At 66.2% G+C, this 24,991-nt stretch carries 25 protein-coding genes; 10 read left to right on the plus strand and 15 right to left on the minus strand.

The genetic code is table 11. The features are described 5' to 3' along the window. The first annotated feature begins 2 nt into the window (after nucleotides 1-2). Nucleotides 3-356 (plus strand): RidA family protein, encoded by a 354-nt coding sequence (locus E8M01_RS09800; protein WP_136959955.1) that lies wholly within the window; start codon nucleotides 3-5, stop codon nucleotides 354-356. Between the two features lie 95 nt (nucleotides 357-451). On the opposite strand, the gene E8M01_RS09805 is transcribed toward E8M01_RS09800, so the two are convergent. Further along, complete coding sequence (locus E8M01_RS09805; protein WP_136959956.1) at nucleotides 452-2,431, minus strand: methyl-accepting chemotaxis protein; 1,980 nt, start codon at nucleotides 2,429-2,431, stop codon at nucleotides 452-454. Nucleotides 2,432-2,625: 194 nt separating this feature from the next. Between E8M01_RS09805 and E8M01_RS09810 the strand changes: the two genes are divergently transcribed. The 3 genes from E8M01_RS09810 to yidD all read left to right on the plus strand — a co-directional run bounded on the left by E8M01_RS09810 (nucleotide 2,626) and on the right by yidD (nucleotide 5,725). Next, nucleotides 2,626-3,504: a DMT family transporter gene (locus E8M01_RS09810; protein WP_136959957.1), complete on the plus strand. Its 879-nt coding sequence runs from the start codon at nucleotides 2,626-2,628 to the stop codon at nucleotides 3,502-3,504. 111 nt (nucleotides 3,505-3,615) lie between these two features. Continuing rightward, on the plus strand, nucleotides 3,616-5,295 hold the full coding sequence (locus E8M01_RS09815; protein WP_136959958.1) for an acyl-CoA dehydrogenase family protein: 1,680 nt from the start codon (nucleotides 3,616-3,618) through the stop codon (nucleotides 5,293-5,295). A gap of 79 nt (nucleotides 5,296-5,374) precedes the next feature. Then, on the plus strand, nucleotides 5,375-5,725 hold the full coding sequence (gene yidD / locus E8M01_RS09820) for a membrane protein insertion efficiency factor YidD (RefSeq protein ID WP_136959959.1): 351 nt from the start codon (nucleotides 5,375-5,377) through the stop codon (nucleotides 5,723-5,725). Between the two features lie 32 nt (nucleotides 5,726-5,757). Here yidD and E8M01_RS09825 read toward each other — a convergent pair whose 3' ends face one another. After that, entirely contained in the window at nucleotides 5,758-6,918 is a 1,161-nt protein-coding gene (locus tag E8M01_RS09825) for a trans-sulfuration enzyme family protein (RefSeq protein ID WP_136959960.1), read from the minus strand. A gap of 172 nt (nucleotides 6,919-7,090) precedes the next feature. Between E8M01_RS09825 and E8M01_RS09830 the strand changes: the two genes are divergently transcribed. The 3 genes from E8M01_RS09830 to E8M01_RS09840 all read left to right on the plus strand — a co-directional run bounded on the left by E8M01_RS09830 (nucleotide 7,091) and on the right by E8M01_RS09840 (nucleotide 9,662). Beyond that, nucleotides 7,091-7,831, plus strand: a complete 741-nt coding sequence (locus tag E8M01_RS09830) for a rhomboid family intramembrane serine protease (RefSeq protein ID WP_136959961.1) — start codon at nucleotides 7,091-7,093, stop codon at nucleotides 7,829-7,831. Nucleotides 7,832-7,925: 94 nt separating this feature from the next. Then, a complete protein-coding gene (locus E8M01_RS09835) occupies nucleotides 7,926-8,711 on the plus strand; it encodes an SDR family NAD(P)-dependent oxidoreductase (RefSeq protein ID WP_136959962.1) in 786 nt (261 codons plus the stop codon). 27 nt (nucleotides 8,712-8,738) lie between these two features. Next, nucleotides 8,739-9,662 (plus strand): hypothetical protein, encoded by a 924-nt coding sequence (locus E8M01_RS09840; RefSeq protein ID WP_136959963.1) that lies wholly within the window; start codon nucleotides 8,739-8,741, stop codon nucleotides 9,660-9,662. A gap of 9 nt (nucleotides 9,663-9,671) precedes the next feature. Here the strand turns inward: E8M01_RS09840 and E8M01_RS09845 are convergent, their stop codons facing one another. The 3 genes from E8M01_RS09845 to tlpA all read right to left on the minus strand — a co-directional run bounded on the left by E8M01_RS09845 (nucleotide 9,672) and on the right by tlpA (nucleotide 11,548). Further along, a complete protein-coding gene (locus tag E8M01_RS09845; protein ID WP_136959964.1) occupies nucleotides 9,672-9,965 on the minus strand; it encodes a 4a-hydroxytetrahydrobiopterin dehydratase in 294 nt (97 codons plus the stop codon). A gap of 420 nt (nucleotides 9,966-10,385) precedes the next feature. Continuing rightward, the gene (locus E8M01_RS09850) at nucleotides 10,386-10,892 is read right to left on the minus strand and encodes a prolyl-tRNA synthetase associated domain-containing protein (RefSeq protein ID WP_136959965.1); all 507 of its coding nucleotides are present in this window, start codon (nucleotides 10,890-10,892) and stop codon (nucleotides 10,386-10,388) included. 26 nt (nucleotides 10,893-10,918) lie between these two features. Then, nucleotides 10,919-11,548 (minus strand): thiol:disulfide interchange protein TlpA, encoded by a 630-nt coding sequence (gene tlpA / locus E8M01_RS09855; protein ID WP_246088663.1) that lies wholly within the window; start codon nucleotides 11,546-11,548, stop codon nucleotides 10,919-10,921. Nucleotides 11,549-11,638: 90 nt separating this feature from the next. Between tlpA and argH the strand changes: the two genes are divergently transcribed. After that, nucleotides 11,639-13,021: an argininosuccinate lyase gene (argH, locus tag E8M01_RS09860; RefSeq protein ID WP_136959967.1), complete on the plus strand. Its 1,383-nt coding sequence runs from the start codon at nucleotides 11,639-11,641 to the stop codon at nucleotides 13,019-13,021. Nucleotides 13,022-13,128: 107 nt separating this feature from the next. Continuing rightward, a complete protein-coding gene (locus tag E8M01_RS09865) occupies nucleotides 13,129-13,395 on the plus strand; it encodes a hypothetical protein (RefSeq protein ID WP_136959968.1) in 267 nt (88 codons plus the stop codon). Nucleotides 13,396-13,414: 19 nt separating this feature from the next. Here E8M01_RS09865 and E8M01_RS09870 read toward each other — a convergent pair whose 3' ends face one another. The 5 genes from E8M01_RS09870 to E8M01_RS09890 form a co-directional block, all read right to left on the minus strand. Next, on the minus strand, nucleotides 13,415-14,083 hold the full coding sequence (locus tag E8M01_RS09870; protein ID WP_136959969.1) for a Fic family protein: 669 nt from the start codon (nucleotides 14,081-14,083) through the stop codon (nucleotides 13,415-13,417). Nucleotides 14,084-14,089: 6 nt separating this feature from the next. Then, a complete protein-coding gene (locus E8M01_RS09875; protein ID WP_136959970.1) occupies nucleotides 14,090-14,269 on the minus strand; it encodes a hypothetical protein in 180 nt (59 codons plus the stop codon). Nucleotides 14,270-14,348: 79 nt separating this feature from the next. Next, nucleotides 14,349-15,584, minus strand: a complete 1,236-nt coding sequence (locus tag E8M01_RS09880; RefSeq protein ID WP_136959971.1) for an argininosuccinate synthase — start codon at nucleotides 15,582-15,584, stop codon at nucleotides 14,349-14,351. A gap of 81 nt (nucleotides 15,585-15,665) precedes the next feature. Beyond that, nucleotides 15,666-16,412: a phosphatase PAP2 family protein gene (locus tag E8M01_RS09885; RefSeq protein WP_170181845.1), complete on the minus strand. Its 747-nt coding sequence runs from the start codon at nucleotides 16,410-16,412 to the stop codon at nucleotides 15,666-15,668. 73 nt (nucleotides 16,413-16,485) lie between these two features. Further along, nucleotides 16,486-17,097, minus strand: a complete 612-nt coding sequence (locus tag E8M01_RS09890) for a septation protein A (RefSeq protein WP_246088664.1) — start codon at nucleotides 17,095-17,097, stop codon at nucleotides 16,486-16,488. A 79-nt stretch (nucleotides 17,098-17,176) separates the two neighbouring features. On the opposite strand from E8M01_RS09890, the gene E8M01_RS09895 reads away from it, so the two are divergent. Beyond that, a complete protein-coding gene (locus tag E8M01_RS09895; RefSeq protein ID WP_136959974.1) occupies nucleotides 17,177-17,875 on the plus strand; it encodes a fumarylacetoacetate hydrolase family protein in 699 nt (232 codons plus the stop codon). A 207-nt stretch (nucleotides 17,876-18,082) separates the two neighbouring features. Here the strand turns inward: E8M01_RS09895 and infB are convergent, their stop codons facing one another. The 5 genes from infB to E8M01_RS09920 all read right to left on the minus strand — a co-directional run bounded on the left by infB (nucleotide 18,083) and on the right by E8M01_RS09920 (nucleotide 24,953). Beyond that, nucleotides 18,083-21,205, minus strand: a complete 3,123-nt coding sequence (gene infB, locus E8M01_RS09900; protein WP_136959975.1) for a translation initiation factor IF-2 — start codon at nucleotides 21,203-21,205, stop codon at nucleotides 18,083-18,085. Nucleotides 21,206-21,245: 40 nt separating this feature from the next. Beyond that, on the minus strand, nucleotides 21,246-21,941 hold the full coding sequence (locus E8M01_RS09905; protein ID WP_136959976.1) for an RNA-binding protein: 696 nt from the start codon (nucleotides 21,939-21,941) through the stop codon (nucleotides 21,246-21,248). A gap of 23 nt (nucleotides 21,942-21,964) precedes the next feature. Beyond that, the gene (gene nusA, locus E8M01_RS09910; protein WP_136959977.1) at nucleotides 21,965-23,548 is read right to left on the minus strand and encodes a transcription termination factor NusA; all 1,584 of its coding nucleotides are present in this window, start codon (nucleotides 23,546-23,548) and stop codon (nucleotides 21,965-21,967) included. 13 nt (nucleotides 23,549-23,561) lie between these two features. Further along, complete coding sequence (rimP, locus tag E8M01_RS09915) at nucleotides 23,562-24,362, minus strand: ribosome maturation factor RimP (RefSeq protein ID WP_136959978.1); 801 nt, start codon at nucleotides 24,360-24,362, stop codon at nucleotides 23,562-23,564. A 171-nt stretch (nucleotides 24,363-24,533) separates the two neighbouring features. Further along, complete coding sequence (locus E8M01_RS09920; RefSeq protein ID WP_136959979.1) at nucleotides 24,534-24,953, minus strand: TIGR02300 family protein; 420 nt, start codon at nucleotides 24,951-24,953, stop codon at nucleotides 24,534-24,536. Nucleotides 24,954-24,991: the final 38 nt, after the last annotated feature.

The raw sequence follows: 24,991 nt of genomic DNA on the forward strand, positions 1-24,991 counted from the left end.
TCATGTCCATCGAGCGCAAGCAGGTCGGCCCCCGCATGAGCGGCGCGGTCGTCCATGGCAATACCATCTATCTCGCCGGTCAGGTGGCGAAGACCGCAGCCGGCAAATCGGTCACCGAACAGACCGCCGATATCCTGTCGATCATCGACGGCCTGCTGGCCGAATGCGGCAGCTCCAAGCTGAACCTGCTGTCGGCCAATATCTGGCTGAGCGACATGTCGACCTTCGCTGAAATGAACGCCGTCTGGGATGGCTGGGTCGCACCGGGCCACACGCCGGCGCGCGCCACCGTCGAGGCCAAGCTCGCCGCGCCGCAATTTACCGTCGAGATCATGGTCGTCGCCGCCAAAGGCTGAGCACGCCGTACCGGCGCCAACCCGAAAAAAGATAGCGCGGCGAGATTGTCTCGCCGCGCTTTTTTTATGTCCCGCGGACAGGTTCGCGGATGGCGTCAGGCCGCCCGCACGCCTTCCAGGAAAGCCTGGATTTCGCGATCGAGTGCCTGGGCCTCCTCGCCGAGGCGGCCCGACAGCGCGCGCACATCCTCAGCCGTGGCTTTTGCCGACTGGGCCGTGCCGCCGACCCGGACCATGGCTTCGGTGCTGCCGCGAGCCTCGTCGGAGGCGCGATTGACCGCGCTCGCAATGGTCGACACCGCCGCGTTCTGCTCCTCGACCGCCGCCGCAACCGAAGCGGCGATGCCGCGCATCTCGCCGATCACCGTATTGACCTTGTCGATCGCGGTGACCGCGTCGCCGGAGGCGTCCTGGATCGCGCCGATCTGGGCGGCGATCTCTTCGGTTGCCTTGGCGGTCTGCGCCGCCAGGTTCTTCACCTCGGAAGCGACGACCGCGAAACCGCGGCCGGCCTCACCGGCGCGCGCCGCCTCGATCGTGGCGTTCAGCGCCAGGAGGTTGGTCTGACCGGCGATCGCCTGGATCAGGTTGACCACCTCGCCAATACGCGTCGCGGCCTGGGCGAGCGAGCCCATGGTCTGCGCCGTGCGCTCGGCCTCGGTGACGGCAACGCCGGCCACCTCGTTCGACTTGGCGGCCTGGGTGGCGATCTCGGCGATCGACGCCGACAGTTCCTCGGCCGCCGCTGCCGCTGACGCGACCGAGCCCGAGGCCTGTTCCATCGCGCCGGTGGCGCTGTCGGTCTCGCTGGTCACCGCACCGGAGGCGGTCTCCAGATTGTCGGAGGCTCCATCGAGTTCGCCGGACGCGCCGCGCAGCGCGCTGAGCGAGCGTTCGGCGGCGTCCTCGAAGCCGCGGATCAGCTGGTCGACCGCGCCGGAGCGGCGGTTGCGCGCCTCGACTTCGGCGATCTGTTCCGCCGCCAGGCGCTCGCGCTCGATGGCATTGTCGCGGAACACCAGGACCGCGCGGGCCATTTCGCCGAGCTCGTCCTTGGCTTCCGTCGCCGGCACGGTGATCGAGGTGTCGCCGCCGGCCAGTTCCCGCATGGCGCCGGTAATGCCGCCGATCTGGCGGGTGATCGACCGGCCGAGCACCAGGCCGACCAGGCAGCAGAGCAGGATCACCGCGCCAATGATACCGATGACCAGCATGCTGGTGGCGTTCTGGGCGGCAAGCCGCGCCTCGCTCGCCTGGGTCTTGCCGGCATCGGCCGCCGCGACCAGCTTGTCGGTGGTCTGGTCGAGGCTGGTGAGCAGCCGCTCGAGCTCCCAGACCGTCGTTTCAACGGTCCTGGTGCCATCGACAAAGGCATCGAGCGCCGGCCAATAGACTTCGCCGGCCTTCATCAGATCCGACTTCATCGCCGGCGCGATCACCGAGCGGCTGACCTCGTTGACAAATTTGGTCCGGGCCTGGCGGAACAACTCGAGATCTTCCTGGGCGCCGCGCAGCATGAAGTCCTTTTCATGCCGGCGCATCTGCAGCACCTGCTCGAGGATGCCGGCGCCGTCGTCGAAATTCTGCGCCACCCGCCGGGCCAGCACCTCGAGCTGCTGGACCGATTCGGTCATGCGGCCGTTCAGGCCGGACTTGTCGTCCATGCCGAGGGTTTCGATCGTCGCCTTCATCAGTTCGAAGGCCTGGGCGGCATCGGCGAGCTGTTTCAGCGACTGGTCGATATCGGTGGCCAGCGCCGCCGCCTCCGGCTTCGCCCGGGCGGCGCGCAGCGCCATGATCGCCTCGGCGCGGGCCGTGTTGAACTGCATGGGCGCCTCGCCCTGGTAGCGCTCGGAAAAGTCGATGGCGTAGAAGCGCAGGTCGCGCACGCCGGCGCGCACCTTCTGCGCGTCCTGGGCCAGGTTGGCGAAACCGTCATAGGATTCGAAGGCCTGCGCCGCGGAGCGCTGGCCGTACCAGGAGGCGACGCCGGCCGCGAGAACACCCGCGATCGGCACCAGCGCCAGCAGCGCGATGCGCAGGCGTATCGAGAGGGCGGGCAGACGAATCGACATTGTGGGCATCCCCATGAATTCCGGCTGCGCCACAATCGCGGGGATTAGTTAAAGAACCGCTCACCGGAATCGATTTCGCAATGATTTCATGTGGTTCTACATGACATTACGTAACGCAAATACGCATTGCGGCCATTCGATTGAAAGTTGGCAGGCGGGGTCATAGGGTCCGCCCCCGACCGCCGGAAGCCGCCATGCCCTCGTTCGCCAAGGCCGTGCCTCTCGTCTTCGTCCTGATCTGGTCGACGGGATGGGTCGTCGCAGGGTTTGCCGCCCGTCATGCCGACCCCTTGTGGTTCCTGTTCGTTCGCTTTGCTCTCGCCGCCGCGGTGATCGCGCTGATCGCCGCGGCTACCCGCGCACCCTGGCCCTCCAGCCCGCGGGCGATCGGCCATGCCATGGCTTCCGGCGTGCTGCTGCACACGCTCTATCTCGGCGGCGTCTGGTGGGCGGTCCGCAACGGCGTGCCGACAGGCGTTTCCGGCATCATGGCCGGCCTGCAGCCGGTCTTCACCGCCCTTTTGGCGCCGGCGCTCATCGGCGAACGCATTTCGCTGAAGCAGGCGCTGGGCGTTGCGCTCGGTTTCGCCGGCATCATCCTGGTTCTGGCGCCGAAGGTCCTCGGCATCGACCCCGCCATGCTCGCGACGGTGCTCGTCCCGCTCGTCGTCAACGTCCTGGCCATGCTGGCGGCGACGCTCGGCTCGTTTTACCAGAAGCGCTTCGTTTCGGGCGGCGACCTGCGCACCACCACCGCCTGGCAATATGTCGGCGCAGCCCTGACCACCTTGCCGCTGGTTGTCACTTTCGGCGCGTTCGAGGCCGACTGGAACCAGACCCTGGTGCTGACCATGGCCTGGTCGGTGCTGGCCCTGTCGGTCGGCGGGGTGGGCCTGTTCCTCTACCTGATCGGCCGGGGCGAAGTGTCGCGGGCAGCAGCCTATATCTATCTCGTGCCGCCGGTTTCCGCGCTGATGTCCTATCTGTTTTTCAGCGAGACGCTGGCCGCGATCCAGCTTGTCGGCATGGCGGTGACCGCCGCCGGCGTCTGGCTGGCGGTTCGCCGGTCCTGACACGCACCAAGGCCCGGCCAGCGCCATAGGCGTCGTTAGGCGGATTGCGTCCGCCCCGGTCTGCGCTATTTTGCATCGCAGCATCGTCGATTTTGCGCTCAGGAGATCGCCATGAGCCCCGCTCTCGCCCGCCAGGATCAATCGGCCGGCCTTCTCGACCTCGCCCGCGGCGCCATCGTCGCCAGCGACGCCATTCTGGCCGACGCGACCTCGGCGGTCCGCGCGCTGGTCACCGAAGACGGCCGGATTTCCAATGCGGCGCTGGAGCGCGAGCAGCGCGCCACCCATGGCCTCGCCTGGCTTGCCACCTATGTCGAAAGCATCCGCCAGCTCACCTCCTATGCCGAGCGGCTGAGCGCCCAGGGCAAATTCGGCGAGATCGAAGAGCTCATCGTGCGCGTCGGCCTTGGCGAATATCTCGCCCAGATGCTCGGCGGCATCGCCATGAGCCAGGGCGAAACGGTGCGGCCAACCGATCTCGGCCTGTCGCCCGCCGATATCGCCAGGCGCTTCGACGGCGCCGTCGACACGCTGATCGCATCGGGCAATACCGCGACGAACCGTGCGCGCCTGGCCGTGCTGGTCCAGGAGCGTGAGTCATCAGGCCATTTCGGCGAGCCGGCGCTCGACGAAACCCTCGAGGCGATCCGCGATGAAATGCGCAAGTTCGCGCTTGCCGAGGTGCTGCCTTTTGCCCACGAGTGGCATCTCAACAACCAGTATATCCCGCTCGATGTCATCGCCAAGCTGTCCGAACTCGGCGTGTTCGGCCTGACCCTGCCGGAAAGCTATGGCGGCATGGGGCTCGGCAAGGAATCCATGTGCGTCGTCTCGGAAGAGCTGTCGCGTGGCTATATTGGCGTCGGCTCGCTCGGCACCCGCTCGGAAATCGCCTGCGAGCTGATCCTGGCAGGCGGCACGGAGGCGCAGAAGGACAAGTGGCTGCCACTGATCGCCTCCGGCGAGGTGCTGCCGACCGCGGTCTTCACCGAACCGAATACCGGCTCGGATCTCGCCTCGCTGAAGACCCGGGCCTTGCGCGACGGCGACGTCTACAAGGTGTCCGGCAACAAGACCTGGATCACCCACCCGGTCCGCGCCGACGTGATGACACTGCTGGCGCGCACCAATCCGGACGAGCCCGGCTACAAGGGCCTGTCGATGTTCATCGCCGAGAAGCCGCGGGGCACCGACGAGGAGCCGTTCCCGGCGCCGGGCATGACCGGCGGTGAGATCGAGGTGCTCGGTTATCGCGGCATGAAGGAATATGAGATCGGTTTCGACGGCTTCGAGGTGAAGGCCGAAAACCTGCTGGGCGGGGTCGAAGGCCAGGGTTTCAAGCAGTTGATGCAGACCTTCGAGGCTGCCCGCATCCAGACCGCCGCCCGCGCCGTCGGCGTTGGCCAGGCGGCCATGGATCTCGGCCTGCGTTATGCCCAGGAGCGCATCCAGTTCGGCAAGCCGCTGATCGCCTTCCCGCGGGTCGCCGACAAGATCGCCATGATGGCGGTCGAGGTGATGATCGCCCGCCAGATGACCTATTACGCCGCGCGCCAGAAAGACCATGACCGCCGCTGCGACCTGGAAGCCGGCATGGCCAAGCTGCTCGGCGCGCGTGTCGCCTGGGCGGCGGCCGACAACGCGCTGCAGATCCATGGCGGCAACGGCTTCGCGCTGGAATATCCGGTCAGCCGCGTGCTCTGCGACGCGCGCATTCTCAACATTTTCGAAGGCGCCGCCGAAATCCAGGCGCAGGTGATCGCCAGGCGGCTGCTCGACGGCGGAAACTGAACCGGCGCCGCAATGAAAAACTCGCGCAACCGAACCCGCCGAGGATCCGTCCGGGAGACTTGCGACGGGGGCTGGACAGATGGTGCGCTACGCGGCGGCGGGCTCGATCTTCGTCTATCAAAGATGGGTGTCGCCCCATAAGGGCTTTTGCTGCGCCTATCGGGTGCTGACCGGCGGCCGGTCCTGCTCGGAATATGCCCGCCAGACGGTGCTGGACCGCGGCGTGCTGACCCTGACCAAGGCCCTGCCGCGCCAATTCGCGCGCTGCAGGCGAGCCCATACGACGCTGCTCGCCACGACCGCCGCCTCGGACGAGACCGCCGAGGGCGACAACGGCCGCAAGCGCGGCACAGCGAAAGGATCCGACAGCGGCTGGTTCGACGGCGTCTGCGTCGGCATGGAATGCCTCGCCCTGCCCTGCGACTGGTAGCCCGCCGCCGACGCTGCCGGGCCGCCGCCAGCTCAGTCGTTGGCGCCGCGCAGCGCCCGATCGATATCCTCGTAGAGGTCGTCGGCATCTTCAAGGCCAACCGACAGCCGCAGCAGGTCGGTCGGGCAAGGCGAGCCGGCGCCTTCGATCGAGGCGCGATGCTCGATCAGGCTCTCGACGCCGCCGAGCGAGGTGGCGCGTTTCCACAAGGCCACGCGCGCCGCCGTCGACACCGCCGCCGTCTCGCCGGCCTTGACCCGGATCGACATCATGCCGGAAAAGCCGCCGGTCATCTGGCGCCGGGCGACCGCGTGCTGGGGATGCGAGGTCAGTCCGGGATAGAGCACCTCGGCCACCAGCGGATGGCCTTTCAGCCGCTCGGCAAGGCCCAGGGCCGCTTTCGCCTGGGCCTCGACACGCACATGCAGCGTGCGCATGCCGCGCATCAGCAGGAAGGCCTCGAACGGCCCGAGGATCTGGCCGTGCATCGAGCGGACGCGGCGGATCCTGGCCCAGAGCTCATTGGTCTCGCGGGTCACCAGCGCGCCGGCCACCACGTCGGAATGGCCGTTCAGATATTTGGTCGCGGCATGCATGACGATGTCGGCGCCAAGCGTCAGCGGCCGGGTGAAAACCGGCGTGGCCACGGTCGAATCGACAGCCACGATGGCGCCGCCGGCATGGGCCGCGTCCGCAATGGCGGCGATGTCGGACACCGTCCAGAGCGGATTGGACGGGGTCTCCAGCCAGACCAGCCTGGTCTTGCCGGGCTCGATCGCGGCCTTCACCGCCTGCAGATCCGAGGTATCGACGAATGTGGTGCGATAGCCATAGGCCGTCGCATCGTTCATCAGCCAGTTGCGCAAGGCCCAGTACATCACCGTCGGCGCGACGATATGGGCGCCGGTCGGCAAAGCCATCACCACGGCAGTCGCCGCCGACATGCCCGACCCGAGCAGCATGGCCTCGGCGCCTTCCTCGAGCTGCGTCAGCAGGGCCTCGCATTGCCTGACCGTCTGGTTGTCGGGCCGGCCATAGATGAAACCGTTGCGGTACTGGTTGTCCGGATCGCGGATGAAGGTGGTCGCGACATGGATCGGCGTCACCACCGCGTGGGTCTCATGCTCCTCCCAGCCGAGCGCCTGGGCGGCAAGGGTGCGTGGCTTGAGATGGGGAGGCTTGGACGGCGCCATGATGTCGATCCTGCAAAGACTGCGGTTGCTGGGGAGCGCCAGGACGCGATCCCGAATGGGCAAGGCTGCTGACCAATTCCACGATCGGAGATTAGAAATCTTAGATCATGGAATCAAGTGAGATCCAACGGCGAGGATGACAGCAAAGACGCCGCCGGGCTAACGTCCGGCAATGTTCCTGCCGCTGTCCGACCAGAATCCGCATCGCGCCATCACCTGGCCCTACGTGACCTACGGGCTGATCGGCCTGAACGTCGCGATTTTTCTCCTCACCACCGGCCTCGTTCCGGCCCAGACCGCCAATGCCAATGCATTGGGGCTCGGCCTGATTCCGGCCGTGGTGACCAATCAGGCGACACTCTCGCCCGAGCTTTACCTGGTGTCGCCCTGGGTGACCTGGATCACCTACATGTTCATGCATGGCGGCTGGATGCACCTCATCGGCAACATGCTGTTCCTCTGGGTGTTCGCCGACAATGTCGAGGACGCCATGGGCCATGTGCGCTTCCTCGCCTTCTACCTGATCTGCGGCCTCATCGCCGGCGCGATCCATCTGGCGATCAATCCGGTTTCACAGGCGCCGCTGGTTGGCGCATCCGGCGCGATCTCCGGCGTGCTTGCCGCCTATCTGATCCTGTTCCCGCGGGTCCGGGTGTTCGGCCTGGCCTTCAACGTCCTGCCGATATCGATCCCGGTCTGGCTGGCGCTCGGCGCCTGGATCGTCCTGCAGCTGTTCCACCTGTTCACCGCGCAAGGCGGCGATACCGCCTGGTGGGCGCATGTCGGCGGCCTGATCGCCGGCGCGCTGCTGGTCGGCCTGTTCAAGAGCCGCGACGTCATGCTGTTCGGCGAGAAGCGCCATTTGCCGGTCAGCATACCGCGCATTCCGCTGCCACGCAGGCCGGTCCGCTGATGGCACCGGCCTTTGCCATGGCGAATCCTTTCTTCTAAGACCGGTCGGGACGAACCCATCGAAACGGCCGGCCGGCCGCCAAGGAGGAAATGACATGCAGATCGGCAAGGATACCGCGGCCATTGTCACCGGCGGCGCTTCGGGTCTCGGCGAAGCAACCGCCCGCCGGCTCGCCTCGCACGGCGTCAAGGTGGCGCTGTTCGACATGAATGCCGAGCGCGGCGAGAAACTGGCGGCCGAAATCGGCGGGCTGTTCTGCCTGGTCGACGTGTCCAACGAGGCGTCCGTCGATGCCGGTTTCGTCAAGGCCCGCGCGGCGCACGGCATCGAACGGGTTCTGGTCAATTGCGCCGGCATCGGGCCGGCCAAGAAGACGATCAGCCGCGACAAGGCGACCGGCGCGATCACGCCGCATGACGTCGCGACCTTCACCAAGGTCGTGACCGTCAATCTGATCGGCAGCTTCCAGATGACCGCCAAGAGCGCCGCCGGCATGGCGTCACTCGCCCCCGTCACCAGCGACGGCGGCCGCGGCGTCATCGTGTCGACCGCCTCGGTCGCCGCCGAGGATGGCCAGATCGGCCAGGTCGCCTATTCCGCCTCGAAGGGCGGCGTGGTCGGCATGACCCTGCCGATCGCCCGCGACCTCGCCCGCGAAGGCATCCGGGTGATGACGATCATGCCCGGCTTGTTCCACACGCCGCTGTTCGACACGGTCTCGCCGGAGTTCCGCCAGTCGCTCGAAGCACAGGTGCCGTTCCCCTCGCGCCTGGGCAAGCCCGACGAATATGCCAAGATGGTGGAACATATCATCGACAACGATATGCTGAACGGCTTTGCCATCCGTCTCGACGGCGCCATCCGCATGGCACCGAAATGACGGCCTGAACCCCCTGGATCACAGCTCGTGGATGTCGCGCCCCTCGTATCGGCCTATCGCTACCGCTACCACGTCCTCGACAGCTACGGCGCGCGGGTCGGCGGGCTGACGCGGCCGGCGCCGAGCATCGAGGATGCGCTGCGCCTGGCCGCCGCCGAACTGAAGGTCACGGCCGATCCGCCGAGCGAACTCAAGCGGCGGGCGTTCCAGACCAATATGGAAACGCGGACGGCCTTGCGCGATGTCATCGCGCGGGCCGAAAACGACCTGGCCATTGCCATCACGCGCTACGGCACGGATATCGGCGCTCCGCCGACCGGGCCGCATATCGACCTGCGCGCCACGCTTGACGGCCTCGATCGCTCTTACCGGGCGCGCGAACCCGCCCCCGATGATTTCGACGGCTGGTACGACCATCTCGACGCGCAGATCGCCCATCTGGCGTCCCTGGCGGCGCTTGAACGGGATCTCGATGCGCAGCGCGGCGGCAGCCCGGTTCCCGTCAAGCTGCCCGACGGTTCGCCCGGCCGGCTGAAATGGTTTCTGGTGGCCATGGTGGTGGCCGCCATGGTGGCCCTGGGCATCGCGATTTTCACCTCGCTCAACCCGCCGGAAACCATCGCCTCGCCGCCGCTGACCGGGCCGGAAGCCCCGCGTGTGGTCCGTACCGTGCCGATCACCGTGACGCCGCCGACCGAGCCGGCCGGTGGCCAGCCTTGCCGGACCTTCGAGATCGAGGTCGCCGCGGAAGGCGCGACCCTGCTCGATGCCGTGCAAAGCGGCCGCGCCCTGGTCCGGCTCGAGCCGGGCGAAAAGGTCATGCTGCGCCAGGTCGTCGACCAGGGCCTGACCCGGATGATCGAAGTCGAAGTTCCAGCCCGTTCCGCCCATGGCTTCATTGCCGAGCGCGAGGCCCGGCTGCCGGTGATGAGCTGGACCTGCGACCGCTGAACCGAAACGTCAATTGCCGGCGATCGCGTCCATGGCCTTGGCCAGCGAAATGTCGAGATGGGTCACCCCGCCGGCGTCATGGGTCGACAGCGTCACGTCGACCGTCTTGTAGACATTGAACCATTCGGGATGGTGGTCCATCCGCTCGGCGATCAGCGCCGACCGGCTCATGAAGCCCCAGGCTTCGGAAAAATTCTTGAATACAAAGCGCCGCGCGATCGCGTCGCGGCCTTCGACCTCGGACCATTGCGGCAGCGCCGCCAGGGCCACGGTGCGTTCGACCGGATCGAGCTTGCTGCGCATGGCGGTCACTCCGCTAGGTCCCATGCCAATGGCCCGAAACACGGACCTGTTCCACCGGCCCGGGCGGCCGACGGTCCGGGCGCCGCCGGCACCCCAGCATGACTCGAAACCGGGACTTTGCGTAGGCCGTAAAAAAAGCGGGCCGGCGCCAAGCGCCGGCCCGCACGTTCGCGTCGGAGGGGATGACCGAACGTTCACCACCAGCCTTTCGGCCGGCGGCGCTCGCACCTGATCGGACAGCGCCCCGGGGGGCTGGGGGGCTGAAGAGTCCGAAGCGGCGTCGATCAGGCACGAGGCAACGGTCACAGGCTCGCCCCGGCTCTTGGCCCCACCGGGGCCGAATTGGGGCCGGACCAAGGCGTCGATGACAGCCATGTGAAGAAATTGCCGGCGGCTTGGCGCGCCGCGATCGCCGCGCCCTCAGGCGCTGACCCGCACGATCACCGGCGTGTGGCCGGTGGCGGTCAGGAAAGTCACCAGGTCGTCGCGGCCGATACTGGTCGTCGCGGTATTTTCGAGCGGATGATAATTGAGCACCTCGTGCTCCATCATGGCAGCGTCGAGCACCACGGCGACACGACCCTCGGTGTCGGCAATGGCTCCGAACGGCGTCACCGACCCCGGCTTGACGCCCCAGACCTCCTCCAGAAGCTCACCCGAGCCGAAAGACAGCCGGCCGGAGGCGCCGATCGTCTCGTGCAGCCGCTTCAGGTCGATGACCGCCGACCCGAGCGCCACCACCAGGAACAGGCGCCCCTTCTTGTCTTTCAGGAACAGGTTCTTGGTGTGCCCGCCCGGGATGCTGTCCTTGACGTGCTGGCTTTCGGCGACCGTGAACACGGCCTGGTGCTCGTGGGTCCGGGTCTTGATGCCAAGCCGTTCGAACAGGACGAACAGGTCGGCGCGCAGGGTCGTGGTGTCGGGCATGGTGGAAGGTCTGGTCCGGAACGATGTCAGGGGGTGATGGCGGCCCGGATCAGGTTGAGCGCATCGTCGCTCGCCCATTCCGCGGGTCCGGGAAGATGGCCGAGCTCGCAGCCTTGCGGATCGATCAGGAGCGTCGTCGGCATGCCGAAAGCGCGGCCGACCGATCTGAGCTCCTGGAAGATCTTGGCGGAATGGTCGGAATAGTCGGCGAGGTGCCGGATACCGGCCTCGCGCAGCCAGGCCCGCGCCTTGTCGGGATGGCGGGTGTCGATATTGACTGCCACCACCTCGAAATTGGCGCCGCCGAGCGTCGCCTGCAGCTTGTCCAGCGCCGGCATCTCATGCCGGCAAGGCACGCACCAGGTCGCCCAGAGGTTCAAGAGAACGGTGCGGCCGCGGAAATCCGAAAGTTTCAGCTCGCGGCCGTCGGCGGCCTTGAAGACAAGGTTCGGGCTCGGTTGCGGCCGTTCCGTCACCTTGAAGGCAGCCACTTCGCCGCGCGCGAACGGGCTGAGCCGGGCCGAAACCGGCTGGGCCGCCGAGCAAGCCTGCACGCCCGCATTGCCCGACAGGCCTCCTGTCCAGTAGAAGGCCCCAAACCCCGCGCCGAGGCCGATCAGGCCAGCAAGCAGAATGATCACTTTTGCACGGGACACGAAGAGGCACCTCATTTCAGCATGGTCCGGAACAGCGGCGACCGGTTTTCCGGATCATGCAACAAGACAAGAACGATCGAGGACGAGACGATGAGCAATGCGATGTGGGGCGGCCGTTACGCCTCGGGACCGGCGGCAGTGATGGAAGACATCAACGTCTCGATCGATTTCGATCAACGCCTGTATAGGCAGGACATCGCCGGCTCGAAAGCCCATGCGGCGATGTTGCGCGCTCAACGGATCGTGAGCGCCGCCGACGAAGCCGCCATCCAGAAGGGGCTCGACCAGGTCCTGGCCGAGATCGAAGGCGGCACTTTCACCTTCAAGCGCAACCTCGAAGACATCCATATGAACGTCGAAGCGCGGCTTGCCGAGATCATCGGCGCGCCGGCCGGACGGTTGCATACCGCTCGCTCGCGCAACGACCAGGTGGCGACCGATTTCAAGCTGTGGGTGCGCGATGCCGCCGACGGGCTCGATGCCCAGCTGAAGGATCTGCAGCGCGCTCTGGCCGAAAAGGCGCTGGCCGAGGCAGCCACCGTCATGCCCGGCTTCACCCATTTGCAGGTGGCCCAGCCGACCACCTTCGGCCACCACCTGATGGCCTATGTCGAGATGGTCGGCCGCGACCGCGGCCGGCTGCAGGATGCCCGCCGGCGGCTGAACGAGAGCCCGCTCGGCGCCGCGGCGCTCTGCGGCACCTCGTTCCCGATCGACCGCCAGGCAACCGCCGAGGCGCTCGGCTTCGACCGGCCGACGGCGAACTCGCTCGATTCGGTCGCCGATCGCGACTTCGTGATGGAAACGCTCGCCGCCGCCACCATCGCCGCCGTGCATCTGTCGCGTCTCGCCGAAGAGATCGTCATCTGGTGCTCGTCGCCGTTTTCCTTCGTCCGGCTGTCCGATGCCTTTTCCACCGGCTCGTCGATCATGCCGCAAAAGCGCAATCCGGACGCGGCCGAGCTGGTGCGCGCCAAGGTCGGCCGGGTGCTCGGCGGCTTCACCGCCATTGTCGTGGTGCTGAAAGGCCTGCCGCTGACCTATCAGAAGGACATGCAGGAGGACAAAGAGCCGACCATGGATGCGCTCGCCTCGCTGTCGCTGGCGATCGCAGCTGCCGCCGGCATGGTGCGCGACATGACCGCCAATGCCGCGGTGATGAAGAAGGCGGCCGGCCAGGGCTATTCGACCGCCACCGACCTCGCCGACTGGTGCGTCCGCGTGCTCGACATCCCGTTCCGCGACAGCCACCACATTGCGGCGAAATGTGTCGGCATCGCCTCGGCCAAGGGTGTGCCGCTGCACAAGCTCGATCTCACCGACCTGCAATCGGTCGACAAGCGCATCACCGAGGACGTGTTCTCGGTCCTGTCGGTCGGCCGGTCGGTCGCGAGCCGGGTCAGCTATGGCGGCACCGCGCCGAAAAATGTGCGGGCACAGGCACGTCGCTGGCTGAAGAAGCTGGCGGATTGAGAAAAATCGCCCCGACCGGCTCCGGGCTTTGAACCTTATCGCCTGATCACGCCACCCATGGTCACTCCGCCGCATATCGCGGCGGGGCTTGAACCGGGGAGGCGACCATGTTTGCTCTCATCGACATCCGAAAGTCGGCTCTCACCTTGCTTGCTGCCGCAGTCTTGTCGACCGCAGCTGGCCTCGCCGCCTCGGCTCAAGCCTCGATCGCCTCCTCCGGCCATCGCGCCTCGGTCACGATCGCCCAGGCGACCGGGACCGACGCCCATGAGCATGGCGGCCGCAACGAGCACCGGCTGGCCCGCCCGGCCAACCGCTTCAACGGCTTCGTCGGCACGCCCGGCCCGAAATCGGGCTCGATGCAGGGCCAGTAAGATCAGCTATCAGGATCTGTCAGAAGCGATTCTTACCTGACGCCGAATCCAGCACCTTTCCGAGCTGTACGGCCAGCAGTTGTTCGAGTAGCGCTTCCATCACGGAGAGATCGATCTCGCCGGCCTTGAAGGCCTGATCCGCAGCTTCCAGAGCTGCGAAATATGGACCTCTCTTATCAACGATCTGCTCTGGAATTGTCTTCGCGCCGGGTAATACGAGCCCAAGCTTCACAGACAGAACGACATAGGAGGTAATCCGGGATGTTCTGCCATTGCCGTCGCTGAACGGATGAATCCAGTTCAGACGCCACATGACATATGACGCCAAGTGTAACGCTGTTTGGTCGCGCCAATTGTCGTTGATGTAGTCGCACATTTCCTCAATCGCTTCGGCGACGAGGTGTGCTCCTATTGGCTCGTGCTTGCTGCCATGAATCCCGACGGAAGCGGGACGCCAATTTCCAGCGTACTGGCTCAGCCCCTCAAGCGCCGCGCGGTGCAGCGCCAGAATGACCGACGGGCGAAGACGAAAACCGGCACCTTTCGCAATGCCGTCTTCGATGATCTGAACACCCAGATCGAACTGACGCAGGCCATTTCTGGCCTCCGCTTCCGCCTTCGCTTGAGGATCGGAAATCAGTGACGGTTCTTCGGCCTCGCTATGACGTCGATCCTCGTCGCTCGACATGCAAGCTCACTTCTTCTCGGCGTTGTTCAGACGCTCGGCCTCACGGTCGACCATCTCCTTCGTGATCCGAGGGTTCTCAAAGTGAGTGTTTCCATACGCGAAACTGCGACGCTGGGTTTCGCGCTCACCCGACGACATCTGCGTTCCACGCGCCGTTTCGATCAAGATTTTCAACGCGTCGGACATTTGTTCGTCTCCCACCAACACAATATCGGCTCACAGGCATTAACGCCAATCAAACCCAGGTGGTCGCGCACGCGCAATCCTACAAGCCGAGCTTCTTCTTCCGCTGGCCGAGCGTGCGCAGGCGCAGCGCGTTCAGCTTGATGAAGCCGGCGGCGTCGCGGTGGTCGTAGGCGACCGCGCCTTCCTCGAAGGTCACCAGGTCCTGGTCGTAGAGCGAATAGACGCTCTCGCGGCCGACCACGATGACATTGCCCTTGTAGAGCTTCAGCCGGACCGTGCCGGTGACGAATTCCTGGCTCTTGTCGATCAGCGCCTGCAACATCTCGCGCTCGGGCGCGAACCAGAAGCCATTATAGATCAGCTCGGCATATTTCGGCATGATCTCGTCCTTGAGATGCGCCGCGCCGCGGTCGAGCGTGATGCTTTCGATCGCCCGATGGGCGACGTAGAGAATGGTGCCGCCGGGCGTCTCGTACATGCCGCGCGACTTCATGCCGACGAAGCGGTTCTCGACCAGGTCGAGCCGGCCGATGCCGTTGACTTTGCCGAGTTCGTTCAGCCGGGTCAGGATGGTCGCCGGCGACAGGGCCTGGCCGTCGATGCCAACCGCATCGCCCTCCTTGAAATCGATGGTGATATAGGTGGCCTTGTCCGGGGCGTTCTCCGGGCCGTCGGTGCGCGAATAGACGTAATCGGGCACTTCCTGGCTCGGGTCCTCCAGCACCTTGCCCTCCGAGGAGGCATGCAGCAGGTTGGCGTCGACCGAGAACGGCGCTTCGCCGCGCTTGTCCTTGGCGATCGGAATCTGGTGCTGCTCGGCGAATTTGAGCAGCTGTTCGCGGCTGGCCAGGTCCCATTCGCGCCAGGGCGCGATCACCGTGACGTCGGGCTTCAGCGCGTAATAGGTCAGCTCGAAACGGACCTGGTCATTGCCCTTGCCGGTGGCGCCATGGGAGACGGCATCCGCGCCGACCTGTTCGGCGATTTCGATCTGGCGCTTGGCGATCAGCGGCCGGGCGATCGAGGTGCCGAGCAGGTAGAGCCCCTCATACATCGCATTGGCGCGAAACATCGGGAACACGTAGTCCTTCACGAAGGTCTCGCGCAGGTCGTCCATGAAGATGTTCTCGGGCTTGATGCCGAGCAGCAGCGCCTTGTCGCGCGCCGGCCCCAGTTCCTCGCCCTGGCCGAGGTCGGCGGTGAAGGTGACGACCTCGCAGCCATAGGTGGTCTGCAGCCACTTCAGGATGATCGAGGTATCGAGGCCGCCCGAATAGGCGAGGACGACCTTCTTGACGGCTTTCTTCGAGGCCATGGCTTCAATCCGCACGAGGAAATGTATGCGCCGACTTAAAGAAGCTGGCCCGCTGGCGCAAGCGGGCTTGCTGCGGCGGGGTTAGCTCTTGCGCGAAAACAGGCCGCGGATCGATCGTCCGATCGCCCCCAGCCGGTCGGCCACCACGTCGTCATCGGGCCAACCCCAGCGCTGATAGATCCAGTAATGGAAGCCGATGACGATGAGCAGCGTCGCCAGGATGGCAATGAGCACGTCGGACAGGAAGTGCCCGCCATAGGCCATGCGCAGCGCGCTGATCGCCACCGTGTAGACGCCGACGGCCACGAGCGCCGCCGGACGGACCGCCGGCGGCGCCACCAGGGCCGGCGCGACCAGCCAGGCAGCGCCCGAAGCTTCGCCCGAGATGAACGAGCAATTGGTCCGGCAGCCGGTGCCGTCGCCGGGCTGCCACCAGGGCTGGAAGGTCCAGCGGCCGCCGAATTCGGTGACATGCACCGGGCGGGCACGGGCCCAATGCTCCTTCAGCACGACATTGACCAGGACGATGGTGGAAGCGAGCATCGATGCCACGAAGAACACCGCCATGCGCGCCGGCAGGATCGGCTTCGATCCCGGCCAGGCGATCTTGACGACCAGAGCGATGAGCGACACCACGCCGAGCCCGATCGTCGGGATCATGCTGACCTGCCTGAGCCCGTTCAGCACCGGGTAGCGCGACATCCAGAAGCCGCCATCGGCGGTCCAGAACAGCCTGGAGACCGCCAGATCGAGTTGCGGAAATACGGCGAGCACGAGGCTCGCCACCGAAAGCGCGAGGACGACGACGAAGAGAGCCTTGCGATACAAGCGTTTGTTCCGGAGAGCAGCAGGCGGGCGGATGCCACCGCCTTCTATCCCAGCGGCCTGGATCCAGAAAGCCTCATCGCGCCTCGCCGGAACCGGCATTGGCATCATGCCGCAGGATCAGCGGCATCTGGGCAAGCGCGAAGGCCATGGTCAGCGGCATGATGCCCCAGACCTTGAAGGCGACCCAGAAATCGGTCGACTGGGTGCGCCAGACGACTTCGTTGACGATCGCGAGCACGAAGAAGAACGCCGCCCAGCGCCAGGTCAGCAGGCGCCAGCCCTCATCGGTCAGGTCGAATACGGAATCGAGCACGATCTTCAGGAGATTGCGCCCGGTGACCGCCGCCCACAGCAGGATCGAGCCGAACAGCACATTCACCACGGTCGGCTTCAGCTTGATGAAGATCTCGTCATGCAGAATGAGCGTGAGGCCGCCAAAGACCGTCACCACGACCGCCGAGACCAGCGGCATGATCGGCAGCTTGCCGATCAGCGAATAGGTGATGGCAAGGGAAGCCAGCACGGCCACGATGAACACGCCGGTCGCCAGGAACAGCCGCTGGGTCTGATCGACCGCGAACCACTTGTCGCCATAAGCATTCATCAGGAAAAAGATCACCAGCGGCCCCATTTCGAGCGCGAGTTTCAAAAGGGGGGGCAGCTCACGCTTTTCTGTATGTGTCATCATCGGCTTCGTCATGGACAAATGGTGGGCTGAGACTAGCTTGTGCGCACTCGCCTGACCATCATCCCCGGAGTTTCAATTGCCCTTCGTTTTCGAGCCCGTCGCCCGTCCCGCCTTGCCGATCGTGGGCACCGACAAGCTGTTCCCGGTCAGGCGCGTCTATTGTGTCGGCCGCAACTATGCCGCCCATGCCCGCGAAATGGGCGGCGATCCGACCCGCGAGCCGCCGTTCTTCTTCCAGAAGCCGGCCGACGCGCTGCAGCCCGTGCCGCATGGCAAGACCGTCGAGCATCCCTACCCGAGCAAGACCGCGAACTATCATTTCGAGCTCGAAATGGTGGTGGCGCTGGCCAAGGGCGGTCGCGACATCCCGCTCGACAAGGCGCTGGATTGCGTCTTCGGTTATGCCGTCGGGCTCGACATGACCCGTCGCGACCTGCAGGACGAGGCCAAGCAGCTGCGCCGCCCGTGGGAGCCGGGCAAGGCCTCCGACCTGTCCGGCCCGGTCGGCCCGCTCTATCCGGCCGCGACCATCGGCCACAAGCTCAAGGGCCCGATCTCGCTCTCGGTCGACGGCGTGGTGAAGCAGAAGGCCGATCTTTCCGACATGATCTGGTCGGTGGCCGAACAGATCTCCTATCTCTCGACCTATTTCGAGGTGTTCCCCGGCGACATCATCTTCTCCGGTACGCCCGATGGCGTCGGTGCGGTCACCCGCGGTCAGACCATGCTGGCGGCGGTCGACGGCCTCGGCGAGATCAGCCTCAAGGTCGTCTGACCGGCGGTTTCGGCGCCTTGCGCCGGACCCGCGCGCGGTCGTCGGCGAACGTCCCGGTAGAGGAGAAGCAGAACGGCGGCCCGTCCATGCGGGTCGCCGACGCCGGCAGATCGCATGCGGGCGTGCCGTCTCGCACAAAAAAAACGGCCCGCTGATCACCAGCGGGCCGTTCTTCGTTGCGACAGTCGGAACCGCCAGGCGATTGCCTTACAGCGACCGCTTGATCTCCTCGACGCGATAGCACTCGATCACGTCGCCGGCACGCATGTCCTGGTAGCTCTCGAAGGCCATGCCGCATTCCTGGCCGACCTGAACTTCCTTGACCTCGTCCTTGAAGCGCTTGAGCGTCGACAGCTTGCCTTCGTGGACGACGATGTTGTCGCGGATCAGACGGACATGAGCACCGCGCTCGACGCGGCCCTCGGTCACGCGGCAACCCGCCACCTTGCCGACCTTGGTGATGTTGAACACCTCGAGGATCTGGGCATTGCCGAGCATGGTTTCGCGCAGTTCCGGCGCGAGCATGCCGGACATGGCGGCTTTGATGTCGTCCACCAGATCGTAGATGATGTTGTAGTAGCGGATCTCGATACCGGACCGGGCCGCTGCTTCGCGCGCTTCCTTATGCGCACGGGCGTTGAAGCCGAGAACCGCCGCGCCGGAGGTTTCCGCCAGCGTGACGTCGCTCTCGGTGATGCCGCCGACACCCGACAGGATCACCCGCGCCGACACCTCGTCATTGCCGAGCTTGGCCAGCGCGCCAATGATGGCTTCCACCGAACCCTGCACGTCGCCCTTGACGATCAGCGGGAACTCCTTCTTGCCCGCCCCCGCCTTGAGCTGCGTCATCATGTCGGCCAGCGAGCCACGGCCGGCGCCGACGCGCGCCGCCTGCTTCTCGCGCTTCTGATGCGAGCGGTAGTCGGTGATCTCGCGAGCCCGCGCTTCGTTCTCGACGACCGCGACACGGTCACCGGCTTCCGGCGTGCCGTTGAAACCGAGCACTTCGACCGGGGTCGAAGGACCGGCATCGGCGAGCTGGGTGCCCTTGTCCGACAAGAGCGCGCGCACCCGGCCCCATTCGGAACCGGCGACGACGATGTCGCCGGTATGCAGGGTGCCGCGCTGGATCAGCACGGTGGCAACCGGGCCACGGCCGCGATCGAGCTTGGCTTCGATCACGGTGCCTTCGGCGAGGCGGTCCGGATTGGCCTTCAGATCGAGCAGCTCCGACTGCAACTGGATCAGCTCCAGGAGCTTGTCGAGGTTCTGGCCGGTCTTGGCCGAAAGTTCGATCTCCAGCACGTCGCCGCCCAGGCTTTCGACCTGAACTTCATATTGCAGAAGGTCGGTCTTGACCTTTTCCGGGCGAGCGTCCGGCAGATCGATCTTGTTGATCGCCACGATCATCGGAACCTTGGCGGCCTTGGCGTGATTGATCGCCTCGATCGTCTGCGGCATCACCGAATCGTTGGCAGCCACCACCAGCACGACAAGGTCGGTGACCTTGGCGCCACGGGCACGCATCGCCGTGAAGGCGGCGTGGCCCGGCGTATCGATGAAGGTGATCTTGCCGCCGAGCGGCGAGACGACCTGGTAGGCACCGATATGCTGGGTGATGCCACCCGCTTCGCCCGAGACCACATTGGTCTTGCGCAACGCGTCGAGCAGCGAGGTCTTGCCGTGGTCGACGTGACCCATGATGGTCACCACCGGCGCGCGCGGCTGCAGCAGCTCGTCCGCATCCGGAATATCGAACAGACCCTCTTCTACGTCGGACTCGGCGACACGCCGCACCGCATGGCCGAGTTCCTCGGCGATCAGCTGGGCGGTGTCCGCATCGATCACATCGGTGATCTTATGCATCTGGCCCTGCTTCATCAGCATGCGGATGATGTCGACCGCGCGCTCGGACATGCGGTTGGCGAGATCCGCGATGGTGATCGTCTCGGGGATCGTGACTTCGCGCATGATCTTTTCTTTTTGCTCGGTCACCCGACGGCCCGTCATGCGCTGGACGCGGCGACGGAACGAGGCCTCCGAACGCATCCGGTCGGAGGCGTCGACGAGCGCATTGGTCAGCGTCAGGCGCGTACGGCTCGGCGCATCCGGGGTCGCGGTCGGACGCGGCGGCGGCGCTGCCGCCTTGCCGGGCATGCCGCTGCGGCGCGGGGCGCCGCGCGGTGCGTCATCCTCGTCGCCGGCGCCGGGGCGCGGACGCCCGGCCGAGGGCGGTCCGGACCGCATCGGACCGGCACCTTCGGGACGGGTGGGAATGGCACTTGCCGGCGCAGCTGCGCCGGCGCCGAAGGCACGCGGCGGGCGCGGGCCGTCGAGACGCGGCGGACGCCCGTCAAGACGCGGCGGACGATCGCCGAACGGACGGTCACCCGGCGGCCGATCCGGGCGCGGGCCGCTAAAGCCCCCGGCCGGACGATCGCCGAACGGGCGGTCGCTACGCGGCGGGCGGTCGCCAAACGGCCGGTCGCCTGGCGGACGATCCGGACGCGGGCCGCCGAAGCCGCCTTCACGCGGCGGACGGTCACCGAACGGACGATCGCCGCGCGGCGGCGGGCGATCCCCCGGCGGGCGATCAGGACGCGGGCCGCCGAAGCCGCCTTCACGCGGCGGACGGTCGCCGAACGGGCGATCGCTGCGCTGCGGGCGGTCGCCCGGCGGGCGCTCGCCTGCGCCACCGGCCGGCGTCCGCGCCTCGGCCTGCTCGGGTTGTTCGGTCGCCGGCGCCTCGGGGCGCGGCGTGCGGCCGAGATCGTCGAGCCGCTGCGGCCGGTTGTCGCCGCCGAAACGACGGCGGGCTTCGAATTCGGCACGACGACGCGCGTCTTCCTCGCGGCGATGACGCTCGTCTTCCTCGCGCTGACGGCGGTCCTGCTCGGAGCGCTCGGCATTGCGGCGGGCTTCTTCCTCGGCGCGGCGACGGGCTTCCTCTTCGGCGCCTTGGCGCTCGTCGGCCTCGCGCGAACGGGCATCCGCGAGTGCGCGGTCACGCGCATCGCGTTCCTCGTCCGACAGGGTCCTGAGGATCATGCCGGCAGCCGGCGGCTTGGCGGCCTGGACCGGCGGCGCGGCCGGACGCGGCGGCGCCTCGGCGGCGGGCGGCGCGACGGGTGCTGCGGGTTGGGCTGGCCGCGACGGCGGCGCAAAGCTGCGCGGCTTCGCCGAGACCTTCTCCACGACCACAGCTTTGCTGCGGCCATGGCTGAAGCTCTGACGAACCATGCTGTGTTCGGGTCCGGCGGGTTTTTTCAGGCTGAGCGTTTTACCGGTCAGGCTGATCGTCTTCTCGCCCGGGGTCTTCTCATCGGTCATTCGGTTCTGGTCCTGCGCCTAGCGGCTGGTCCTGGAAAATTCAGTGTTTCGGCTCGTTGACGGAAGCCGGAGATGCTCCGCCGGTCAGGTCACCGGTGCGGAAAACCTCGAGGGCCGTGCAGCGCGCGAGAAAATTTGAGCTCGGCCCGCCGGCGAGCAGCGCTGCATGTACCACATTCATGCGCCCCAATGCCAAATCCAATTGCGTCGAGGTGAACAAGGCGACGCGCGGCAGTGCGTCGTCCTCGTCATCCCGGTTGCGATAAATGGCCTGGGCCATCTTTCGCACCCCGTCGTCGCCGGCATCGGTGGCGTGGACGAGGCCGGCAAGATGCCCCTTGGCGATCGCCGCGTCTACCTTGGCGAAGCCGGTCACCACGGCGCCGGCCTTGTTGGCAAGCGACAGCGCCTCCAGGGCCTGGTTCTCGAGCAGGCGATCGATCAGATCGGGCAGCTCGGCCGAAACCGTCACGTCGCGCTTGAAGGCACGGGCAAACAGCTTGCGTTTGATCGCCTCGGCCAAGGCCACCCGGGTCGGCGTCAGCCAGGCCCCGCGTCCCGGCAGGCGAGCCTTCAGGTCCGGCACCACGGCTTCATCCGGACCAACGACGAAACGCATCAACCGGTCCGGCGTCGCCGCCTGCCGGTTGACGATGCAGGTGCGCTCGGCCTCGCCGCGGCGGACCAAAGGTCCGCCGTCGAGGGAGAGCTCATGCGTATCGTCATTCGCCGTCATCATGGCTCGTCTTGATCCCAGCCTCAGGCCTCGGCTTCCTCATGCGCCGGCTCTTCCGCCGGCGCTTCGATCCAGCCGGCCTTGACGCGGGCCGACATGATCATGCTTTCGGCCTCGTCCTTCGACAGTTCGAAACCGTCGAGGAAGCCGGCATGTTTGGTGGTCTGGCCGTCCTTGCGTTCGGACCAGCCGACCAGGTCGTCGGGAACGCAACCGGCGAAATCCTCGAGCGACTTGACGTCATTCTCGCCGAGCTTGACCATCATGGCCGTGGTCACGCCATCGACCTCGCGCAGATCGTCGGCCACGCCCAGCGCCTTGCGCTTGGCATCGTGCTCGGCCTCGATCTTGGCGATGTAGTCGAGCGCGCGGCGCTGCAATTCCGTTGCGGTCTCTTCGTCGAAGCCCTCGATGCCGGCGAGATCGGCGAGATCGACATAGGCGACCTCCTCGACCGTACGGAATCCTTCCGAGGTGAGCAACTGGCCGACGACTTCGTCGACGTCGAGCGAGGCCATGAACAGCTTGGTGCGGGCTTCGAACTCGGCCTGGCGCCGCTCGCTCTCTTCCTGCTCGGTCAGGATATCGATATCCCAGCCGGTCAGCTGCGAGGCAAGCCGCACGTTCTGGCCGCGACGGCCAATGGCCAGCGACAGCTGCGGATCCGGCACCACCACCTCGATGCGCTCGCGATCCTCGTCGAGCACGACCTTGGCGACTTCCGCAGGCGCCAGGGCATTGACCACGAAAGTGGCAATGTCCGGATTCCACGGGATGATGTCGACCTTTTCGCCCTGAAGCTCGGCGACCACCGCCTGGACGCGCGAGCCGCGCATGCCGACGCAGGCGCCGACCGGATCGATGGAGCTGTCGCGTGACACCACCGCGATCTTGGCGCGGGAGCCCGGGTCGCGGGCGACCGCCTTGATTTCGACGATGCCGTCATAGATTTCGGGCACTTCCTGGCCGAACAGCTTGGCCATGAACTGCGGATGGGTGCGCGACAGGAAGATCTGCGGGCCGCGCTGCTCGCGGCGGACGTCGAACAGATAGGCGCGCACGCGATCGCCGTTGCGGAACATTTCGCGCGGGATCAGCTCGTCGCGGCGGATGATGCCTTCGCCGCGGCCGAGATCGACGACCACATTGCCATATTCGACCCGGCGGACCAGGCCGTTGACGATCTCACCGACACGATCCTTGTACTCGTCGAACTGCCGGTCACGCTCGGCCTCGCGCACTTTCTGCACGATGACCTGCTTGGCCGACTGGGCGGCGATGCGGCCGAAATCGAAGGGCGGCAGGGTCTCGGCGATCCAGTCGCCCGGCTGAGCCGCCGGATTGCGCCGGCGGGCCTCTTCGGTGGCGATCTGCGTGGCCAGGTTCTCGACCTGGTCGACGACCAGGAGCAGGCGCGACAACCGGATTTCGCCGGTCTTGCCGTTGATCTCGGCGCGCACCTCGGTCTCCTGGCCATAGCGCGAACGCGCCGCCTTCTGGATCGCATCCTCCATCGCTTCGAGCACGATCTGCCGGTCGATCTGTTTTTCACGAGCGACGGCGTCGGCGATCTGAAGCAATTCGAGGCGGTTGGCTGAGACGGCCATGTCTGTCTCCCCTTTAGCGGGTCGGCTTTGGTTTGGCGTGACGGCCCGGGCCTTTCGGCTTCGGACCTTTGGGCCCGCCGGTGTTCCAGCCGGGCTTCGATTTCTTCGGAACCGGCGTCGCCTTGACGGGACGCGGGGTTGTCGGACGGACCACGATGAAGGCGTCCGACGGATCGTTTTCATTGTCCGGCTCGGGCAGCGCGAAACTGTCCTCGCCGTCGTCCTCGTCGTCCTCGTCGAAGTCTTCGTCGTCCTCGATCGACCGGCCGGCCGCCTTGGCGCGGCGCAGCGCCTCGCGGATAAGGTCATCGTTCAGGATCAGCCGCGCTTCGCCGATCTCTTCGATCGGCAGGACCACGTCGGGGGCCTCGTCGCCCTTGACGTCGGTCCGCTTCAGGCGCGCGCCGGTGCCGGCCGAACCCTCGACAATGCCCCTGAAACGCTTGCGGCCATCCTGCGCCACCGCCATTTCGATGCGCGCCTCGTAGCCGGCCCAGCGATCGAAATCGCCAGCGCGAACCAGCGGCCGATCGATCCCCGGCGACGACATTTCCAGATTATAGGCCTCGATGATCGGATCTTCCACATCGAGCACCGGCGACAGCGCGCGGCTGGCCGCCTCGCAATCGTCAATGGTGAAAGTGCCGTCCGGACGCTCGGCCATGATCTGCAGGGTCGAACCGCCGCCACTGGCGCCGGACACGCGCACGCGCACCAGCCGGAAGCCCAAACCTTCCAGGACAGGCTCGACGATGGCCGCCACGCGTGCGGCCACTCCGGTCTCGACGATCAGGCGCGGGTCATCCGCCGACAATAGCAACTCCAACGAACAGGAGACTTCAGAAACAAAAAGAGCGGGTCCCCGGGGGAACCCACTCTCACGATCGCGTCCAGGGGACGTTATGAGATGACCTAAGTCGGCCTTTCACATACGCCCGATCAGCCACTTTCGCAAGAGGCGCGAGACGCGCCCCCTTGGACAGCGTCACTGCTCGTCGTCGGTCTCGATGCCTTCGCCGATCAGATCGGCGACATCGTCGCCCTCATCCTCGTCTTCTTCGAGGAAGGTATCGTCATCGGCGCCGTCATCCTCGACCTCGACGTCCAGTTCGTCGTCCTCGACAGGCACGGCCTTGCCCGGCGCCGTGGCTTCATCGTCAGCCTCTTCCAGGCTGACCAGCTCGACGTCGGTATTTTCGAGCTCGGCATCGTCGTCCTCGGCCGGCGCCGGCTTGGCGGCGGCCGCGGCCGCTGCTGCGGCACCACGACGGGTGGTCGGCTCGAATATCACGCGCTGCAGCACTTCGCCGGTATAGGGCGAAATGATGGGGTCGCGGTTCAAATCATAGAACTTCTTGCCCGTGGTCGGGCAGATGCGCTTCACGCCGAGTTCCGGTCTCGCCAAAGCGGGCTCCTTACACAATCCAGGGCTTCTCTTGAAGG

The organism is Phreatobacter stygius (assembly GCF_005144885.1).
Classification (GTDB): Bacteria; Pseudomonadota; Alphaproteobacteria; order Rhizobiales; family Phreatobacteraceae; genus Phreatobacter; species Phreatobacter stygius.

Bases quoted from the DNA above. Each gene is read 5' to 3' on its own strand.
- argH (WP_136959967.1), top strand. From the start codon at position 11,639: ATGAGCAATGCGATGTGGGGCGGCCGTTACGCCTCGGGACCGGCGGCA.
- E8M01_RS09815 (WP_136959958.1), top strand. From the start codon at position 3,616: ATGAGCCCCGCTCTCGCCCGCCAGGATCAATCGGCCGGCCTTCTCGAC.
- E8M01_RS09880 (WP_136959971.1), bottom strand. From the start codon at position 15,584: ATGGCCTCGAAGAAAGCCGTCAAGAAGGTCGTCCTCGCCTATTCGGGC.
- E8M01_RS09830 (WP_136959961.1), top strand. From the start codon at position 7,091: ATGTTCCTGCCGCTGTCCGACCAGAATCCGCATCGCGCCATCACCTGG.
- E8M01_RS09835 (WP_136959962.1), top strand. From the start codon at position 7,926: ATGCAGATCGGCAAGGATACCGCGGCCATTGTCACCGGCGGCGCTTCG.
- E8M01_RS09890 (WP_246088664.1), bottom strand. From the start codon at position 17,097: ATGACACATACAGAAAAGCGTGAGCTGCCCCCCCTTTTGAAACTCGCG.
- E8M01_RS09850 (WP_136959965.1), bottom strand. From the start codon at position 10,892: ATGCCCGACACCACGACCCTGCGCGCCGACCTGTTCGTCCTGTTCGAA.
- E8M01_RS09875 (WP_136959970.1), bottom strand. From the start codon at position 14,269: ATGTCCGACGCGTTGAAAATCTTGATCGAAACGGCGCGTGGAACGCAG.
- E8M01_RS09805 (WP_136959956.1), bottom strand. From the start codon at position 2,431: ATGTCGATTCGTCTGCCCGCCCTCTCGATACGCCTGCGCATCGCGCTG.
- E8M01_RS09810 (WP_136959957.1), top strand. From the start codon at position 2,626: ATGCCCTCGTTCGCCAAGGCCGTGCCTCTCGTCTTCGTCCTGATCTGG.
- nusA (WP_136959977.1), bottom strand. From the start codon at position 23,548: ATGGCCGTCTCAGCCAACCGCCTCGAATTGCTTCAGATCGCCGACGCC.
- E8M01_RS09845 (WP_136959964.1), bottom strand. From the start codon at position 9,965: ATGCGCAGCAAGCTCGATCCGGTCGAACGCACCGTGGCCCTGGCGGCG.
- E8M01_RS09800 (WP_136959955.1), top strand. From the start codon at position 3: ATGTCCATCGAGCGCAAGCAGGTCGGCCCCCGCATGAGCGGCGCGGTC.
- infB (WP_136959975.1), bottom strand. From the start codon at position 21,205: ATGACCGATGAGAAGACCCCGGGCGAGAAGACGATCAGCCTGACCGGT.
- E8M01_RS09905 (WP_136959976.1), bottom strand. From the start codon at position 21,941: ATGACGGCGAATGACGATACGCATGAGCTCTCCCTCGACGGCGGACCT.
- E8M01_RS09870 (WP_136959969.1), bottom strand. From the start codon at position 14,083: ATGTCGAGCGACGAGGATCGACGTCATAGCGAGGCCGAAGAACCGTCA.
- E8M01_RS09865 (WP_136959968.1), top strand. From the start codon at position 13,129: ATGTTTGCTCTCATCGACATCCGAAAGTCGGCTCTCACCTTGCTTGCT.
- E8M01_RS09825 (WP_136959960.1), bottom strand. From the start codon at position 6,918: ATGGCGCCGTCCAAGCCTCCCCATCTCAAGCCACGCACCCTTGCCGCC.
- yidD (WP_136959959.1), top strand. From the start codon at position 5,375: ATGGTGCGCTACGCGGCGGCGGGCTCGATCTTCGTCTATCAAAGATGG.